Origin of the sequence: Photobacterium ganghwense (assembly GCF_003025595.1) — a bacterium.
Taxonomy (GTDB): Bacteria; Pseudomonadota; Gammaproteobacteria; order Enterobacterales; family Vibrionaceae; genus Photobacterium; species Photobacterium ganghwense.
Genome location: NZ_PYMI01000003.1, coordinates 554,447 through 571,999 on the forward strand (window position 1 = coordinate 554,447; position 17,553 = coordinate 571,999).

The following is a 17,553-nucleotide window of genomic DNA, read 5'->3' on the forward strand; positions in this document are numbered from 1 at the left end:
CGCGCTGAGGCTGGTTGGGATGTGCAGAAGATTTGCCGGGCATGAATAAAAGACGAACCGAAGGAGAGGGAGGCTCGCTACAAATTTCTTTTTCTTATCTTTTTTGGGCAAATGTGCGCCCTGTAACGAGGACGGTTTGCTCTCGTTGAGGGCGCGGTAGACGTCGTATTATTGTCGCGATAGCTGAAGCCGTTAATGTGGCAATGAATGTACTTAGCCAAGTCGATGTATAAGCGGTGAATCAACGGCGGGTGTATCGGGTTTACACCCTAAAGAGGCTACTCGAACATTTCTTTATGGGCTTCCATGGCGCTTCGCAGTTCATCATGAGTTAGCACGCGTTTGCCTAATTCCTGTTTGACCTGTGTTCCCAACTCTTTGAGCTTGTTGCGATTGTCCTGAGTCTGCCGTTTGCCCATACTCTTCAGGCGACTGTTCAGCTCATGTTCCTCACCAAAGTTCACTAAATCTTTATCTTTAGCCATGCTCTGATCCTCATCAGTTGATAGATGCATTATCAGTGTGGATGCATATGGTGGAAACGCAACTTTTTGCTTTTGCTTTCCCTGTTACCGGGGAATCGGCAACAGGGAGGAGGTGATAAAAAAGCGGGAAGGTAGCCAGCCCGGTTTATCCAAAGGACTTGCCAAGCCCTTCCAGCATCATCATTTTTTCTTTCAACATACCGGCACCCTGCTTCATGGTTTCCATGCGCGCCAGGTTTCGGTTGGAAGTATCAGAAATTTGATGTACGTTGTTACTGATTTCGACCGATACTGTGCCTTGCTCTTCCGCGGCGGTGGCAATCTGGGTGGAAATTTCGGCAATCTCATCGACCATCGCGACTACCGCCCGGATTTTCTCGGCGGTGGCGTTGGTGTTATCGACACATTCCTGAGTTTTGGCGATGCTGATCTGGGTGGTTGACTGCCAGTGGGTCAGGGTGGCGTTAATGTCTTCGATGCTGGCCTGAATTTTTTCGGTAGCGCCATGGGTTCGTTGTGACAACGCCCGTACTTCGTCTGCAACTACCGCAAAGCCGCGGCCTTGCTCACCGGCGCGGGCCGCTTCAATGGCCGCATTCAATGCCAGCAGGTTGGTTTGTTCTGCTATGCCCTGAATTTCCATCATCATGGTTTCGATCTGATCAGACACTTTGACCAGTGATTTGGCGGTTTGCGCCGTATTTTCGGTCTTGATGGCCAGTTCGTTGATATTGTTCTGAGTGACATCCAGCACCTGAGTGGTATCAGCGCACTGTTGCTGGGCAATCATGGCTTTCTCGCTGGTCAGCTGGGTATTCTGCGCAATTTCTCTGGCGACGGCTGACAGTTGAGTAATGGAAGAGGCAATCATCTGGGTGTCGCTGTCTTGCTGGGTGATGGACTCCCGCATCTCTTCCGTTTCTCGGGTCAGGTTGTCTGCCACCACTTTCAGGGTCTGAGAGACATCATCAATCCGTCCGAGAACGGTTTTGTTGCGAGCGTCATTGAGCTGTAAGTGAAAATCCGCGATCGACTTCATGCTGTCGCCGCTGTATATGATGCGGGTCAGACTGTCATAACTCTGACTGAGCTGGCGGAAGAAACTCGGGGTGCTGAACAGCTCTTCTCGAAACAGAATGAAGACCATGGCCAGTGGGATCAAACCTGCTAATGCCTGATACTCAGTCAGGTAAAAATGCGACGCCAGGAGTGAGCTGATGGTGAGCAGGGTGGTCAGAGCCAGTTTGACCGGAGGTTTAAGGGAAAATGAGTAGGGATTCTTTCTGGCATTGAGTTGCTGATAAATGCGGGTGGCTGTGGTGATCATCTCAGGGGTGGGTTTACGCCTGACTGACTGATAGCCGCTCAACCGGTTGTTATCGTAAAGTGGGGTGACATAGGCATCAACCCAATAGTAGCTGCCGTCTTTACAGCAGTTTTTGACAATGCCACGCCAGGGTTTTTCTTCTTTCAGGTGTTGCCAGAGATCAGCGAACGCTTCCCGAGGCATGTCAGGGTGGCGAATAATGTTGTGGTGCTGGCCGACCAGTTCATCAGCGTGATAACCGCTGACACTGACAAACTCTTCATTGGCATAGGTGATGACACCCTGTAAATCTGTGGTTGTCACCAGTTGAGCCTGTTGATCAAGCACCACCTCACGGTTAGTCACATGACGGTTCTTTCTCATGGTTGTCCCTCTTCTACATAAAAGCTGGTCATCGGAGAACACCTTGGCAGTGAACCGTCAGTCAGCAGTCCATCTTATTGTTCTTTTTGTTCCATCGGGTTATCCCGTGCATTATCAACTGTAGATGCGAACAGGACAGGAGTGGTAATTTTTTGCAGGCAGCGGCATCTGGCTTTCCTGACAAAACAGGTGCCAGTGATCTGCCGTCACTTCTGGCCAATTTGAACAAAAAACTTGTAGAACAGGGCGGCCATTTCGTTGCCGGTATTAACTATTCAGCCGCCGCCGGGACAACTTTTTTTGGGGTGACACACTCAGCGTGCTTTTTTCATAAATTCCATAAACGCCCGATCCGCGAGGGACAAATAACCGTGTTTACGCCAGGCAATGGCGATATTCAGGTACACCGGTTCACTAAACGGCAAGGGCACCAGACCGCTTTCATGCTGAGTCACCATTTCCAGCAGTGCCGTAATGGCAAAATCGCGTCGGACGATTTTCAGGATCAACGGCAGCAGGTTGGTTTCAAATGCGATATTGGGCGTGAAGTGGTGTTGCTGGCAAAAGCGATCTATGAACTCCCGGTGGAAGTAGCCGGGTTTGAACATTGCCAGTTCCTGAGCAAAAAAGGTGTCGAAATCCAGACTGGTTTGCTGGGCAAGCGGGTTGTCCTCGCTGACGACGGCGACCATCTGCGAGCTGAGCAGGTGTTCTGTCTCCAGGCTATCCGGGGTTTCCAGACAGTGAATAATGCCAAGATCCAGCTCGCCACTCAGCAACATCCTGCGGATGGACTCTGTACCGGCTTCCACAATCGTCAGTTTGAGATCCGGATACTGACTTTTAAAGCCCATCAGAATTTCCGGGAAATAGTAAGAGCCAAGCATGCTGGGGAGTCCGAGGCGCACTTCACCTTTTGCCAGCCCTTTCAGTTCTTTCAGGGCGGTATTGGCATCATTGACCTGTTGCAGGATAAGACGGGCATGGTGTAGCAGTACTTCACCTTCTGGCGTCAGAATAATGCGTCTGTCTTTGCGGTCAAACAGGGTCAGGTCAAGCTGGCTTTCGAGCTTTTTGATCGCAACGCTCAGCGCCGGCTGAGCGATGTGCAGTTTCTTTGCCGCCTGCGTAACGTTGCGTGTTTCAGCAACGGCCACGAAATAGGTCAGTTGTCGGATATCCATATCGATTGTTTATGAAGGTGATAGTTTTAATATATTTTCACTATCGTTAAGGAATTGCTACTGTTTTCTCAGTTCCTTCCTCTGAGTGTGTGGTCATGATTGATATTAAAACCGCAGCATACCGGCGAGCCAGCTTCGCGCTATGTCTAGGGTCGTTCCTGATATTTTGTAATCTTTACTTATTCCAGCCGATGCTGCCGATGATGGCTGACACGTTTTCCGCCAGCGCGACCCAGGTGAACTGGCTGGTGGCGGCCAGCACGTTTGCCCTTGCCCTGACTCTGGTACCTTGGGCAGTCTGGTCTGAGCGGGTAGGTCGCCGGGAAGTCATGCTGATCAGCTTGGCGATGGTACCGGTGATTGGCAGTCTGATGGTCATGGCCGATTCGTTGCTGACGCTCAGTCTGGCGAGGGCTCTCATGGGTGCCGCGCTGGCGGGTTTTGCGGCTGTGGCTGTGGCATACATGGCCGAAGAGTTTACTCCGCGAGCCTTGATGCTGGCCGTGGGCGGGTATATCAGCGCAAACTCGCTGGGCGGTATCATTGGTCGTATCAGCGGCGGTTTTTTATCTGAACAGTTTGGCTGGCAGGGCGCGGCGCTGGTGATGGCAGTATTTAGCCTGTTGGTAGCGATTCTGGTGTATTTCCTGTTGCCGAAGCAGGCGCACTTTACGCCGTCTACCGGCCAGTTGCGGCAGCAGACACTCAGTGTATTTCACCATTTACGTAACCCGGTGCTACGGATTGCGATGCTGATTGGCGGGGTCAACTTCGCCCTGTTTGTGAACCTGTATACCGTTATGGGGTTCCGGTTGGTCGCTGAACCTTATTCGGTACCGGTCAGCTGGGCATCCATGATTTTTCTCTGTTACCTGAGCGGCACATTATCCGCCAAGCTCAGCGGGCGTTGGACCCAGCATTTCCGCACCATTCCGGGTATGGTGTTGGGAACAGTGGTGAGTGCTGTGGGGATGTGGGTTGCAGCACTAGAGTCGATAGCTGCCATTGTGGTCGGTTTGCTGTTAATCAGTTCAGGGGCTTTTTTTACTCACTCACTGGCTTATGGCTGGGTAAGCCAGCGGGCAAAATCGGCCAAGGCCAAGGCCACGGCCACGGCGTTGTATCTGGTTCACTATTACGCGGGGGGCAGCCTGGGTGGGTTCTATCTGATTTACTGCTGGCAGCATTATGGCTGGCATGGGGTGATAGCCGGAGGCAGTGTGTTGTATCTGATTCTTTTGCTGCTGTGTTTTATGTTGGCAAAACAGTCTAATCAGACTCCGACCGGCAATGAACTGCCAATTAATTAAGCCTCTAAGTTAAGCCCCTAGCTAAAACACTCAGTTAGAGCATTCACAAATAGAGGCAGCCTAGGTAAGTAGAAAAGTAGAAAAGTAGAAAAAGCAGTTAAACACAAAGCAAGTAGCAAGTAGCAAGAAATATCCCGGACGGTTTATCGGGGAACGAACCGTCCGGGATGAGGGTTATCAGGCTAATGCCATCGCCAGCAGGGAAACCGGGTGAATGGCTTCCAGCTCACTGTTTTCTTCAATCTGCCATTTGCACGTTTCGCAGTCCGTGATGGCAAAGTCCGCTTTGGCCCGGTTGATTTGCCGAAACAAATCATTACCGATGGCCATCGAGGTGTCATAGTTTTCCGTTTTAAAGCCATAAGTCCCGGCCAGGCCACAACACTGGCTGTCCAGTACCTGCAGCTCTAGCCCCGGAATCATTTTCAGCAACTCGATGGTGTACAGGCTGCCGCCGGTGCGTTCCAGGTGACACGGTGTGTGGTACACCACTTTTTTGTTTACAGGCTTCAGCTTCGGCATCCGGCCATTCATAAACTGCTTGAGCAGGTAGCGGGTCACATACTCAATGCGGTTGGCGACCTGGCTGTTGTCGACTTTCAGGACATGCGGATACTCTTCTTTCAGGGTAAACGAGCAGGTTGAAGAGGTCGACAGAATCGGAGCATCATACTTTTCAACTGCTTCGACAAAGCTGTTCACGTTCAGGCGGGCGTTCTTTTTCGCCTTATCGAAGAACCCGTTGGCAATCAGCGGCACACCGCAGCATTTTTCCTTTTCTACCAGCTGAACGCCAATGCTCATGGCATTCATGACCTTGATAAAATCTTTCCCCAGCTGAGGGTGGTTGTAGTTCACGTAACAACCGTGGAAGTAGTGAACCTGCTCCGGGTACAACGCCTGACTGGTGCAGTTTTGCTTGTACCAGCGCCGGAATGTACCGTGTGAGTATTTCGGCAGGGTTTTGTGGTCATGCACCCCGATTGTGTGATGCATGATCTTTTTCACCGATTTCATACCGGTAATGGTGTTCACGATTGGGGCAAAGGGTGTAGCAGCGGAGCCCATCAGATCAGTATGGCTCAGTACAAAATCCCGAATGGTCTTGATATTCAGTGCTTTTTTACCGTGCTCATCACGCGCCACCGCAATCATATCACCGATTTTTACCCCGGACGGACAGGCGGTTTCACACCGCTTACAGTTAGTGCACAGCTTCAGGGTTTCATCGTAAAAGTCCGGACTTTTCAGACGCAAACGCTCACCGTCCGGCCCGCATTGTTTTGGGCCAGGGTACTGAGGGTTCGCTTTGGCGACCGGGCAGTAAACGGTACAAACAGTACACTTGATGCATTGATCAAAGCTGGTATCTCGTTTCACTAGGCTCATGCGGGTGTCCTTTCTGGTACTGGTTGTGGTGAATCTGGTTGTTTTACATCTTGTTCGTTTGAAACATGTTCGTTGAGAGCAAGGCCATTGCGCAGCTGATACTGGCGGATCATGGCTTCGGCGACCTGATAGCCAGTGGTAATGGCGACCCCGGAGCCGGAGCCTTCGCTCACCGGATCATAGTGAGCCAGAATGGCACCAGCGCAGAAGAGGTTGCCAATCGTCTCGCCACGGCGGGAAGGGTTTAAGGCCGGGTTGCACTGCACACCCATTTTCATGAAGGGGTGGCCGCTACGGGTAAAGAACTGATCCTGATACCACTGTTCACGCGGTAGATCCGGTTGTGCCATATCCAGCCCGAAAACCGGCTCTTTCATCTGTTTGCGGTCAGCATGCAGGCCGCGACTGAAAAAACTGCCGGAGGCAAGCAGGAACGTCGACGCGCACAGCGGCATGTCTTCGTGATGACGGGTATAGATGCGTTTTAGCTCGCCGTTTTCCACATCACCGCCGGTTACTTCATCACCGGTCAGCAGCAGACCACCCAGCTGTTTGAAGCGAGATTTCATGGCCTCTTCCAACCGGATACCGAGCAGGGAAGGCGGCATCGTCGGGATTTCACAAATCCGGAAACCGGTCAGCCCTTCCAGCAGTTTGATGGTTGCCGCGCCATCCCCGTTACCGAACACCGCCGGCAGAATGACCAGATCCGCTTTGCCGACTTGCTGAATCATGGTTTTCGCGAAGACATGCAGCTTGCTTTCATCCCGCAGCACCCGTGACACATCAATTGAGCGGAATTCACACGGGTTACGCTGCATGGTTTCAAACCCCGGCAGCTCAATGGCCGCGGTTTTAATGGCGACTCCGGCAAAGGCCGGGTGTCTGGCGAGGTTGTCCGCAGCTAGCTGCGGCTGGAAGTCACGGAAACCATCAATGGTCACCAGCGCCACGGATGACAGCCCCTGAGCCGGGTGCTGTAAATCAAACAGGAAAGTGCTCTGTTGTGACAGATATGTGGCGCGAAACGTTCCCATTGGGGTTACTCGCGCGTGGTTCTGACCGTCAGGTAACGCGTCAAGATACACACCGCACTCGGCCATCATTGCGGTGTACCAAGCCAGGGCCGATTGAGTGCGCTCAGCCCCCAGATAACTGTAAGGGTGCTCTGGTGCCTGTGCAGCCAGCGCCTCGAAGGCCGCAAACGGCTGTGAAACGGCTGACCCGTCTGGCAGGCGGCTGAGAACATCGACAGAGCCGGAAGAGAAGTGCAGGGCGCTCTGACCTGCGGCAATCACAGCCGTTTTTAGTCCCGCTTCCGCGCAGCGAATGGCACAGCTGAGGCCGGCAACACCGCCACCAATGATAATGCTGTCAAAATTCATGCTGTTTCCTCGTTGTGAGCTGGGCGGCGGATGGAATCTGTATGGTCAGTGGCTGGCTGCTGGCCGTTTGTGCTGATGTGTGGTGGCTGTTGCTCCGGCAGGTCGCTGACGCCAAACAGGCCTTCATAAATCCAGTAGGTAAATTCACTTTCACGCAGCGCATCGCCCCAAAAAACAGGTTTAATGCCTTTCCAGCGTTCTTCCAGAAAATCGCTCAGCAGGTGGCTTGACGCATTGCCTGATTGATTGCCGTATTCGGAAAACAGCCCGGCGGCACGGTATGAACAGAGCTCACCCTGACAAGGCCCCATGCCGATGCGGGTGCGGCGGCGCAGGTCAACCAGGTTATGTACATCCAGATCTTTAATGGCGTATTCCACCTCGCCACAGGTGACCATTTCACATTCACAAATTACCGCCTGGCTTTTCTTGTCATTGCTCAGGAACTTCTCGGCGCGTTCACCATGGCGGTAATACGCCGACTGGTACACTGGTTTTGCCAGGCTGGCGGTGTGTGATTTTTTGACTGCGTGCTGAGCTGAGCCAGGGAGCTGGCGCTCATGTGTGGTGCACGGGGTGGTGTTGCCCAGTTTTTTGGCAACCAGATCGGTCGCCCATTCCGCCATCATGCGATAAGTCATCAGCTTACCACCGGTAATGGTGATAAAACCGTCCAGACCGTCGCGTTCAGCATGATCAAGCAGCACGATACCGCGGCTGATATTGCGTCCGCTGGTATCGCCATCCACGGCGACAAGCGGGCGCACCCCGGCGTAGGCACGCAGTACCCGGGTGTTCGCCATAATTGGTGCCAGTTTGGTGCCTTCTTCCAGCAGAATATCAATCTCTTTATGAGTGACATGCAAGTCATCAATCTTGTCGTAATCGATCCGCTCGGAGGTGGTGCCAATCAGTGAAATGGTATCGCCCGGTACCAGAATGTCGGCATCTGATGGTTTGCGGCAGCGGTTGATCACCAGATTGTTGATGCGGTAATCAAGGATCAGCAATGATCCTTTGGCTGGGAACATCTTGATCGACAGATCACCATATTCACAGATTTGCTGGCCCCAGATACCGGCTGCATTAACGACTTGTTTGGCATGAATGTCAAACGCCTGACCGGTTTTGAGATTCAGACATTTCACACCGCACACCTGAGCACCGTTGCGGATCAGGCCGGTAACGTGCGTGTGGTTAAATAAGCGAGCGCCGTGTTCAACAGCATCAAGGACGTTGGAGGCCGCCAGACGGAACGGGTCGAGGGTGCCATCCGGTACTTTTACCGCGCCAATCAGGTTGGGGTTACAGTTGGGTTCATAGCGCAGCGCTTCCTGTGGTGTCAGCTGCTCAACATCAATATCGGCCTGTTGGCAGGCGCTGATAAAGGTTTGCTGAAAGGCAAGGTCATCTTCCGGCAGTGAAATGAACAGCCCCTGGGTATCTTCCACGCAGTGTCGGGCGATTTTCTTGAGAATGCGGTTTTCCTGAATACACTCCCGGGCGGACTCCTGATCGGTGACGGCATAGCGTGCACCGGAGTGGAGCAGGCCGTGGTTTCGGCCGGTAGTGCCTGACGCTAAGTCGTCTTTTTCGACCAGAATACAGCGAATGCCCCGTAAGGCACAGTCACGCATGATACCTGTCCCTGTTGCACCGCCACCGATGATCACAACATCTGTTTCAAACCAACTAGTCATGTTCGTTTTCGCTTATTTGTCTGTTCTGAATATCAGAAAAGGAACGAATCCTTATTTTCCATAAGGATAATATGCCAAGGAATACGTCGGACTTTCTTGATCAAAAGCAGACTAATGAGCGTTCGAGCGTTCAAACGAAAATTTAATGGTAATTATAAGAGTATGATCACAAAAAAGTGACACTTAGGAGCAGGTGTTTGCCCGCAATAGCGCAATCAAAATAAGTATTTGTTCCGAATATGGGATGAAAACAGGCATGGCTGGGCGTTTGCGAGCATTTAATGATGAGTGATGAGTATTACCTGATAAGTCTGTGTCGCAGTGCTTCAAGCCACTGCTTTGCGGCGTTCGTCACCAGCATAACGGTAGCCCACGGAGTGGTAGCGGGCACAGTCGCGCCCGGAATCTTTACACTCGTATAAGGCACGGTCGGCCCTTTCCATCATGGAAGAGAGCGTGTCGCCGTTGGTATAGGAGGCGATACCAATTGAGGTGGTGATATGTAGAGTGGACTGGTCATAGCCTGTCGGTAAATCAAGCTGACGGATGGCCGAGAGCATGCGGTCGGCGATTTGCTGGGCATTGTCAGCATTGCAGTTGGGCAGAAACAGCACAAACTCTTCACCACCATAGCGGCCAAACAGATCCGATTTTCGGATGTTGCCCTGTAAAAAGGTAGCAAAACCACGCAGCACTTTATCACCGGTGCTGTGTCCCCAGGTATCGTTAATACGCTTGAATTTATCGATGTCGAAGATCAGCACCGAGAAAGGTTGCTTCTTTATGTCGCACAGCTGCAGGCTTTTTTGCGCCTGCTGCAGCAGCATCCGTCGGTTGTATACCCCGGTAAGTGGATCCAACGTTGCCTGCCGGTACAGGCGCATTAACATGTAGAGCTTGGAGAGCTGTGACCAGAGTACCATCAGCGCGAGCACATTTTGCAGCCAGTAATCGGCGAGGTTTTCCGGGGTGAAAATCCGTCCGGCCTGTTGGTCGACATACAGCTGGGTCGCGGCGGTAATTGCCAGCAGGCCCAGGCTTTCTTTCAGGGTGACGGGCAGAATGGTCAGGACAGCAACGTGAATAATCGGCAGCAGGGTATAGCCGTAAATAAAGCCGCTGTACACCAGTGGAAAATCGAGTTGCCACACGGCGTGCAGGTAAAACAGGTTCAGCCCGATTACCAGCAGGCTCATACACAGTTGGGCGTGGCGTAGAGAAGTTTGTTGGTGGTTGGCGCGGGCAAGGGCGAACAGAAATGCTCCCAGCAGCGCGCGGGACAGGGCAATGGCTTCACCGTGGCCTGAAGGCAGAAACAGGAGATCAAACGGAATCCATGCAATAACCAGAACGCCCCACACGCAAGCCAGCATAGTGATCCGGCTGCGCAGGTAACCACTCCGTGTTTCACGAAAGCTGGCAGAATGCGCTTTGGCACTCCAGAGATCAGGAATATAAAGCTTGATTGTCTTTAGCAGTTGGCCAGGCGCTTCATGCATTCCGTTGCTTCTCATTGTTAAGGTGACGTGTAATAACCGCACTGCTTGTGGTTTTTCTCCGTGAAGGCGAATTATTCACCATCAAGCATATTTGTGCAGTGATGTTGATCCAAAAACATAGTGTAAATTTTGCTACTTATTCAAAAAATACGGGGCAGTACAGAATTTTATGCAACTGAGTGGTTAGTCGAAAAGCCATCAATGCGCAGTTCAAAATCTATTCCGTGCATTGGCATTTGGTATCGTGATGAGGAATTGCTATGATCGCCGCCACTTTTGACTCTTAGTTTCAGACCACAACTTATGAATGCCGCATTGATCTTTCTAATTCCTGCGCTGCTGGGTACGCAATTGATTTTTTCTCTGGTGCTGACCAAAGGGGAAATCTGCCCGGGTCAGCGTGGTCGTGTCCATAAAACCCTACCTGTTCTGCTGGCTGGTTGGCTGATTGCCGCCTTTTCGCAGCCGCTGTCCGTTTTGCCTCTGGCGGCAGTGGGCTACTTCACTATGCAGGTCAAAACCGGGAAAACCCGTGATGCCGGGCCGCTGAAAGTATTTTATCTGGCAAATGTACTGGCGGTTGTGGTGTGGGTAGCCGTGATGGTTGGCATGTCACTGCCGGTGATTGCCCTCAGCCTGATGGCGACTGCCTTGTTCGGTTCGATGGTGGCACATATTCTGCTGACGCATGCCCGTACCCGACTACAGGCTTTCCACCGTCTGCTGCCGTTTGCCGGGTTCGCGAGTGCGATGGTGAGTGTTCTCTGTCTGCTCTGGATGGCAAGCCGACTGGATGAAGCGCAGCTTCAGACGCTGATTCAGCCAATGATCGCGTCGCTGGCATTGCTGGTAATTGGCTTGCTGGTGTGGGCGTTCCACCTGCTCAGCGGAAAAACAGTCAACAAATGGCAGCTGGTTATGGCTGGCGCGTTGCTGGTGGTGTCCGCGAACTTTCAGCTGGTATTGCTCTGAGCATGATCTAAGCCGGTGAATTCAGTTCGAAGTGAAAGCGGACGTGATAACTGTGAGGCGGGGCTTTTTCATTCCGTCTCTCAGTGTCTATGCTTACTAGGTAAAAAAGCTTACTGAGTAGCTGAACGTCACCAGGGGGTAGGCATGGAGATTAACAACTTATTGCGCATGGATGGTCATATTGTTCTCGGTATCGTCAATGAAAAGCTGCGGCTGGAGTGCTCCACACTTGAAGAGCTGGCCAGCCGTTATGAGCTCGACTCTGAAGAACTGAATGCCAAGATGGAGCTGATGGGCTTCCGTTACGACCCCATCAATAATCAATTCAAATAACTTGGTCAAATAACCGGTAATTCTGTATTGGTTTCAGACTATGGCCAGCTTCAACTCCGGGCTGGCTTTATCGCATAGCATCAAGATTTACCTTCAATGCACCTTTCACAGAGCCGCTTGCCGTCACGACGGTGCTCCGCCACTGATGTGATTCTCCGCCACTAATGTAATGCTCAGGCGGCTTTAATTCCTTCCAGATGCGTTTGACACTGCTGTTTTGCCGTGGCAAAAAATGCCGTCAGGTAGTGACGCTCACGTTCCGATGCCCGGATAGCCGCAAACAGGCGGCGCCATAACCCCTTACCGAGCGGCTTGCTGACGATTAATCCCTGCCGCGCAAAATCATACACGGCCCAGTTAGGCAGTGCTGCAACGCCCAATCCTGCAGAGACCATCTGAATCAGCATCAAGGTGTTGTCAGCCTGTTTCCAGTGGCTCGGCTCGATACCGGCGGGCTGGAGAAAGTGTTTAACCACGTCCAACCGGTTTTTCTGAACCGGGTAGCTGAGCATGGTTTGCTCCGCCAGATCTTCCGGCTCAATGCAGGCTTTATCTGCAAGGGGAGATTGAGGGGACACAATTAAGCGCATTTCAAAATCAAACAGCGGCTCATAGTGGATTTCACTGCGTGGCTGGATATCTGAAGTAATCACAAGATCCAACTCCCCGGCGCTCAGGGCGGGAATCGGTTCGAACCCAAAACCGGAGGAGAAATCGAGAGAAACACTTGGCCAGTGAATCTGGTATTCCTTAAGTGCCGGCATCAGCCATTGGAAGCAGGAATGGCATTCAATAGCCATGTGCAGCCGTCCGTTGACATCTTCCTTCAGGCTCGCCAGTTCATGCTCGGCCTTGGCAATCCGGGGAATTACCTCGTCAGCCAGACGCAGCAAAATTTCTCCTTCGGCGGTAAACCTGACAGGGCGGGTCTTGCGCAAAAACAGCGGGCTGCCTAACCGTTGTTCTAAATCTTTCAACTGATGGGAAAGGGCAGATTGTGTCAGGCAAAGGGTGTTGGCAGTGGCGGTCAGTGAACCGGTGTCCCGCAAAACGGTCAGGGTTCTCAAATGTTTAATTTCAATCAATGGGCTTTCCCTCTGCTCATACCCGCCTGTATCAGGCCGGTTTCCATGTTCAGCCAATGTACTGGTTAATCATGGCGGTGTAAACATCTAGACGGCTAAATAACATAATAAAACCCAAAATCAATATGAAATTTGTTCAACATTAACTTTAGGCAATAGACATTGCCCGATTCCCTGTCCATCAGTCATTGTTACCTCAACAACGCGATGCCTGAGATACCTGAGATAGATGAATGGTTGCGTTAACCAGATAACCGCGATATTTCGATAACAAGGACAGAATCATTATGACTACGAAAACCACCACACATATCCTTGGCTACCCACGAGTCGGCAGCCAGCGTGAACTGAAATTTGCTCAGGAAAAATACTGGCAGGGCGATATTGACCAGGCAGAACTGAAAGAAGTCGGCAGCCTGCTGCGTCATCGTCACTGGGGGGATCAGTCTGGTGCCGGTCTGGATTTTGTCTCTGTGGGTGATTTTGCATGGTACGACCATGTACTGGGCACCAGCATGCTGCTTGGTCACCTGCCAAAACGACACCGTAAAGGCTTCCCGGATTTTGATACCCTGTTTCGGGTTGCCCGTGGTAAAGCACCGACTGGCTGTTCATGTGCAGCGGCAGATATGACCAAGTGGTTTAACACTAACTACCACTACCTGGTCCCTGAATTCAGCGCCGATGACGAGTTCACTGTCAGCTGGCAGCAGTTGTTTGAAGAAGTAGCCGAAGCCAAACAAGCCGGTCATGCCGTGAAGCCTGTGCTGCTGGGACCGGTTTCTTACCTGTGGCTGGGTAAAGAGAAAGAAGCGGGTTTTGATCGCTTGTCACTGCTACCGCGTTTGCTGACGGCTTATCAGCAGATCCTGAGTAAGCTGGCCAAGCTCGGCGTGGAATGGGTGCAGATTGATGAGCCGGTACTGGCGCTCGAGCTGCCTGCGGCGTGGTCTGAGTCGTTCAACCTGGCTTATCAGGTTCTGCATGGTAGTCCGAAGCTTCTGCTGACCACGTACTTCGATAATATTACCCATCATCTGGACAACATCACCAAGCTGAAGATTGATGGTCTGCATGTGGATTTGTCGGCGGCACCCGCTCAGCTGGATGAGATTGTCGATGCGTTGCCGGAAAACTGGGTACTGTCTGCCGGGGTAATCAACGGCCGCAACGTCTGGCGTGCTGATCTGAGCGCTCTGCTGGCTCGTTTGCAGCCGGTTAAAGCGGCGCTGGGGGATCGCCTGTGGCTGGGCTCGTCCTGTTCACTGTTGCACAGCCCAATCGACCTTGATCTGGAAACAGATCTGGACCCGGAAGTGCGTCAGTGGCTCTCTTTTGCCAAGCAGAAATGCCGTGAAATCACCTTGTTGGCTCAAGCTCTGGACGGCAGTGTGGTTGCGCAGGAAGAATGTGAGCGGTACAGCGCCCCAATCAAAGCTCGTGCTGCGAGTGAGCGGGTAAATAATCCTCAGGTACGTCAGCGCAGCGCAGCAATCACTGATGCGCTGGCTGAACGTAAACTGCCGTATGCAGAGCGTGCGCGTCTGCAGCGTCAGTCGCTGGGACTGCCGTTATTGCCGACCACGACTATCGGTTCTTTCCCACAGACGGGGGAAATCCGGACTCAGCGTCGTGACTACAAAGCCGGTCGCCTGTCAGAGCAGGACTATACTCAGGCGATTCAGGGACACATCGCCGATGCGATTGCCCGTCAGGAAAAACTGGATCTGGATGTGCTGGTACACGGTGAAGCAGAGCGTAATGATATGGTGGAATACTTCGCCGAGTTGTTGGAAGGTTTTGCCGTCACCCGTTTCGGTTGGGTACAAAGCTACGGCTCCCGTTGCGTGAAACCGGCGGTGATTGTATCTGATATTTATCGCTCAGAAGCGATGACAGTTGGTTGGACAACCTATGCTCAGTCGCTGACGAAAAAGCCGGTAAAAGGCATGCTGACAGGACCTGTGACAATTCTGGGCTGGACTTTCCCGCGGGAAGATCTGTCCCGTGAAGATATCGCGAACCAGATTGCCCTTGCGCTGCGTGATGAAGTGGCTGACCTGCAAGCAAACGGCATTAAGGTTATTCAAATTGATGAGCCTGCAATCCGTGAAGGTCTGCCGCTGAAAGCGAGCCAGTGGCAAACATACCTGAACTGGGCCGTGAAAGCGTTCAGAATTTCAGCTGCCAGTGCCGAGCCTGAAACGCAGATCCATACCCACATGTGTTACAGCGAATTCAATGACATCATCAAGTCAGTCGCGGCACTGGATGCAGACGTGATCACTATTGAGACTTCGCGTTCAGATATGGAACTGCTGAAAGCTTTTGAAGAGTTTGCGTACCCGAATGAAATCGGTCCGGGTGTGTATGATATTCACTCTCCGAACATTCCTGATGTGGCGCAGATTGTGCAGTTGGTAGAAAAAGCGGAGCAACTGATTCCGGCAGAGCGTCTGTGGATTAACCCGGACTGCGGCCTGAAAACCCGTAACTGGGCGGAAACGGAAGCGGCCCTGGGCAACATGGTGGCAGCCGCGAAACAGCTGCGTGAGCAGTGGCAGGCAAAAGCCGTATAACGGATAGGGTAATACTCATCTGTGTGAATATATGAAATTATCAAAAAGAGCGCTTAGGCGCTCTTTTTTGCTTTTTTGTGCCTGTCTTTCAGCCATTTAAGTACAAGGATTTGAAAAATAATCAGTATTGACTTTAATTAAGTAACCGTAACGAACAATGTAAAGGTCATCATGGAGCGTCGACTGTATCTTGTTACTGTGTTAGCTGTGATTATCGGCATTGCGCTGTCGTGTGCGCTGTATGGGTTGTTTTACCGTTTAGAAACAACCAATATCAAGCGCGAATTTGAACGTGATGTAGAGTCTAAGGCAGCCGCTCTGACACAGGCTGTCGAGCTGAATATCGAGGCAATATACAGTCTGAAAGCGGCGTATGATAACCACGGTCTGCTCGATTACCCGGATTTCAGTCAGCTTGCGGCGCAAACATTATCCCGTCATGCCCATATTCAGGCGCTGGAATGGATACCCAAAGTGGAAGCGGAGGGCCTGCCGGCACTGGAAAAACAATTTGGTGCACGCTGGCCGGGTTTTCATGTTACCGAGCGGGTAGCCAGTGGTGAAATGGTGCCGGTCTCCGAACGCAGCCTGTATTACCCGGTGATTTACGTTGAACCATTGCAAGGTAATGAACGAGCACTGGGGTTTGATGTCGGCTCTAACGGACGACGCCTGGATGCACTGAATCGGGCACGCGACAGCGGTAAACTTCAGTTTTCAGAACGTATTGAACTGGTTCAGACAACGGATGATCATGCCGGTCTGCTGATGTTGTTGCCGGTTTACCACATTGTCTCGCCGCAAAGCGTGGCGGATCGCCGCCAGACACTGCGCGGCTTTGTGATGGGGGTGTTCCGGTTGACGGCAATCCTGCAATCGACCATGCAACCTCAGGATGCAAGCCTGATGGCTTTTCGTTTGCTGGACGTCAATGCCGATCCACACAATCAACTGTTGTATCAGCAGGGCTCGTTGACCACGGAAGAGCAGCTGGCTCAGAAAGATTTCAATGTCACGCGTCCGGTGCTGACCCTCGGAGGACGAGAGTGGTTTATTGAAGCGACGCCGTCTGCCTCTTATGTTGCTGACAAGCGAACCCGTCTGCCTTTGGTTGTGTTTATCGTCGGTACCGTTTTGTTTGGTCTGGTGATTTTCTACGGCTTTATACTGATGCGGCGAAACCGTGAAATGGTGTCGACGCTGGCAAAGAAAAATCAGGCGCTTGATGACATCAATAAAAAGCTGGAACGCATGACCAAGATGGACGTGCTGGTCGGCATCGCTAATCGTCGTTACTTTGATGAGACGTTACACCGGGAATTTTCCCGCTCACGTCGGGAGGACAGGCCACTGGCGCTGATGTTGATCGATATCGATCATTTTAAAGCCTTTAACGACACCTATGGCCATCAGGCAGGAGATCGCTGTCTCAAGCTGGTGGCAGAAGAACTCGGCCGGGTACTCAAACGGCCGGCAGATATGCTAGCTCGGGTCGGAGGCGAAGAGTTCGGTATCATTCTGCCCAATACCAATAACGGTGAAGTGGTCGCCAAACAGTGCCGCAGTGTGGTGGAACGGCTGGCTATCGCGCATCAGGGGTCGTTAACCTCGGATGTTGTGACGGTCTCGGTGGGCGTGGTGTCGCTGGAAAGTCTGGACGCACAGACCCGGGATTCGGTATTCAACCTGGCGGATTCCGCCTTGTATCAGGCTAAGAGTGCCGGACGCAATCAGGTTCGGGCCATTCGTGTCGGCAGACCGCAATCGGCGTCGGTATCGAGTCTGTGCTAATCAAGTTTAGGTTAAGGGTGGATTTTCTTGATTCAGGCTCTTCCTGAACCGGTTTCTTCTTTAACCGCGTCAACAACAGCGTCAACCAGTAAACCAACTGCTGGGTAAATTGCAGACATAAAAAAACTCCTGCTGTAGCAGGAGTTTTTCG

13 protein-coding genes are annotated in these 17,553 nt (G+C 52.1%); 5 read left to right on the forward strand and 8 right to left on the reverse strand.

Annotated features, from left to right (window positions below):
• Positions 1 to 278 precede the first annotated feature (278 nt).
• The 3 genes from C9I92_RS12955 to C9I92_RS12965 form a co-directional block, all read right to left on the reverse strand.
• Positions 279 to 485, reverse strand: coding sequence for a hypothetical protein (locus tag C9I92_RS12955; RefSeq protein ID WP_047883508.1), 207 nt, complete (start codon positions 483 to 485; stop codon positions 279 to 281).
• Positions 486 to 630: 145 nt separating this feature from the next.
• The gene (locus C9I92_RS12960; RefSeq protein ID WP_047883509.1) at positions 631 to 2,175 is read right to left on the reverse strand and encodes a methyl-accepting chemotaxis protein; all 1,545 of its coding nucleotides are present in this window, start codon (positions 2,173 to 2,175) and stop codon (positions 631 to 633) included.
• A gap of 314 nt (positions 2,176 to 2,489) precedes the next feature.
• A complete protein-coding gene (locus C9I92_RS12965; protein ID WP_047883510.1) occupies positions 2,490 to 3,359 on the reverse strand; it encodes a LysR family transcriptional regulator in 870 nt (289 codons plus the stop codon).
• Between the two features lie 95 nt (positions 3,360 to 3,454).
• Between C9I92_RS12965 and C9I92_RS12970 the strand changes: the two genes are divergently transcribed.
• Complete coding sequence (locus tag C9I92_RS12970) at positions 3,455 to 4,669, forward strand: MFS transporter (RefSeq protein ID WP_047883511.1); 1,215 nt, start codon at positions 3,455 to 3,457, stop codon at positions 4,667 to 4,669.
• Positions 4,670 to 4,846: 177 nt separating this feature from the next.
• Here C9I92_RS12970 and glpC read toward each other — a convergent pair whose 3' ends face one another.
• The 4 genes from glpC to C9I92_RS12990 form a co-directional block, all read right to left on the reverse strand.
• The gene (gene glpC / locus C9I92_RS12975; RefSeq protein ID WP_047883512.1) at positions 4,847 to 6,058 is read right to left on the reverse strand and encodes an anaerobic glycerol-3-phosphate dehydrogenase subunit GlpC; all 1,212 of its coding nucleotides are present in this window, start codon (positions 6,056 to 6,058) and stop codon (positions 4,847 to 4,849) included.
• Entirely contained in the window at positions 6,055 to 7,443 is a 1,389-nt protein-coding gene (gene glpB / locus C9I92_RS12980; protein ID WP_047883513.1) for a glycerol-3-phosphate dehydrogenase subunit GlpB, read from the reverse strand. Before glpB ends, glpC begins: the two co-directional genes overlap by 4 nt.
• Positions 7,440 to 9,143, reverse strand: coding sequence for an anaerobic glycerol-3-phosphate dehydrogenase subunit A (gene glpA / locus C9I92_RS12985; protein ID WP_047883514.1), 1,704 nt, complete (start codon positions 9,141 to 9,143; stop codon positions 7,440 to 7,442). The genes glpB and glpA overlap by 4 nt, the downstream gene beginning before the upstream one ends.
• A 326-nt stretch (positions 9,144 to 9,469) precedes the next feature.
• A complete protein-coding gene (locus C9I92_RS12990; protein ID WP_047883515.1) occupies positions 9,470 to 10,642 on the reverse strand; it encodes a GGDEF domain-containing protein in 1,173 nt (390 codons plus the stop codon).
• A gap of 303 nt (positions 10,643 to 10,945) precedes the next feature.
• On the opposite strand from C9I92_RS12990, the gene C9I92_RS12995 reads away from it, so the two are divergent.
• Both C9I92_RS12995 and C9I92_RS13000 read left to right on the forward strand, forming a co-directional pair.
• Positions 10,946 to 11,614: a hypothetical protein gene (locus C9I92_RS12995; protein ID WP_047883516.1), complete on the forward strand. Its 669-nt coding sequence runs from the start codon at positions 10,946 to 10,948 to the stop codon at positions 11,612 to 11,614.
• Positions 11,615 to 11,758: 144 nt separating this feature from the next.
• A complete protein-coding gene (locus tag C9I92_RS13000; RefSeq protein ID WP_047883517.1) occupies positions 11,759 to 11,947 on the forward strand; it encodes a DUF4250 domain-containing protein in 189 nt (62 codons plus the stop codon).
• Positions 11,948 to 12,120: 173 nt separating this feature from the next.
• On the opposite strand, the gene metR is transcribed toward C9I92_RS13000, so the two are convergent.
• Positions 12,121 to 13,032, reverse strand: coding sequence for an HTH-type transcriptional regulator MetR (gene metR / locus C9I92_RS13005; protein ID WP_047883518.1), 912 nt, complete (start codon positions 13,030 to 13,032; stop codon positions 12,121 to 12,123).
• Positions 13,033 to 13,319: 287 nt separating this feature from the next.
• Between metR and metE the strand changes: the two genes are divergently transcribed.
• Together metE and C9I92_RS13015 are read left to right on the forward strand one after the other, a co-directional pair.
• A complete protein-coding gene (gene metE / locus C9I92_RS13010; protein ID WP_047883519.1) occupies positions 13,320 to 15,611 on the forward strand; it encodes a 5-methyltetrahydropteroyltriglutamate--homocysteine S-methyltransferase in 2,292 nt (763 codons plus the stop codon).
• A gap of 171 nt (positions 15,612 to 15,782) precedes the next feature.
• Positions 15,783 to 17,402 carry a diguanylate cyclase domain-containing protein gene (locus C9I92_RS13015; RefSeq protein WP_047883520.1) on the forward strand — a complete coding sequence of 540 codons (1,620 nt, stop codon included), beginning with the start codon at positions 15,783 to 15,785 and terminating at the stop codon, positions 17,400 to 17,402.
• Positions 17,403 to 17,553 lie beyond the last annotated feature (151 nt).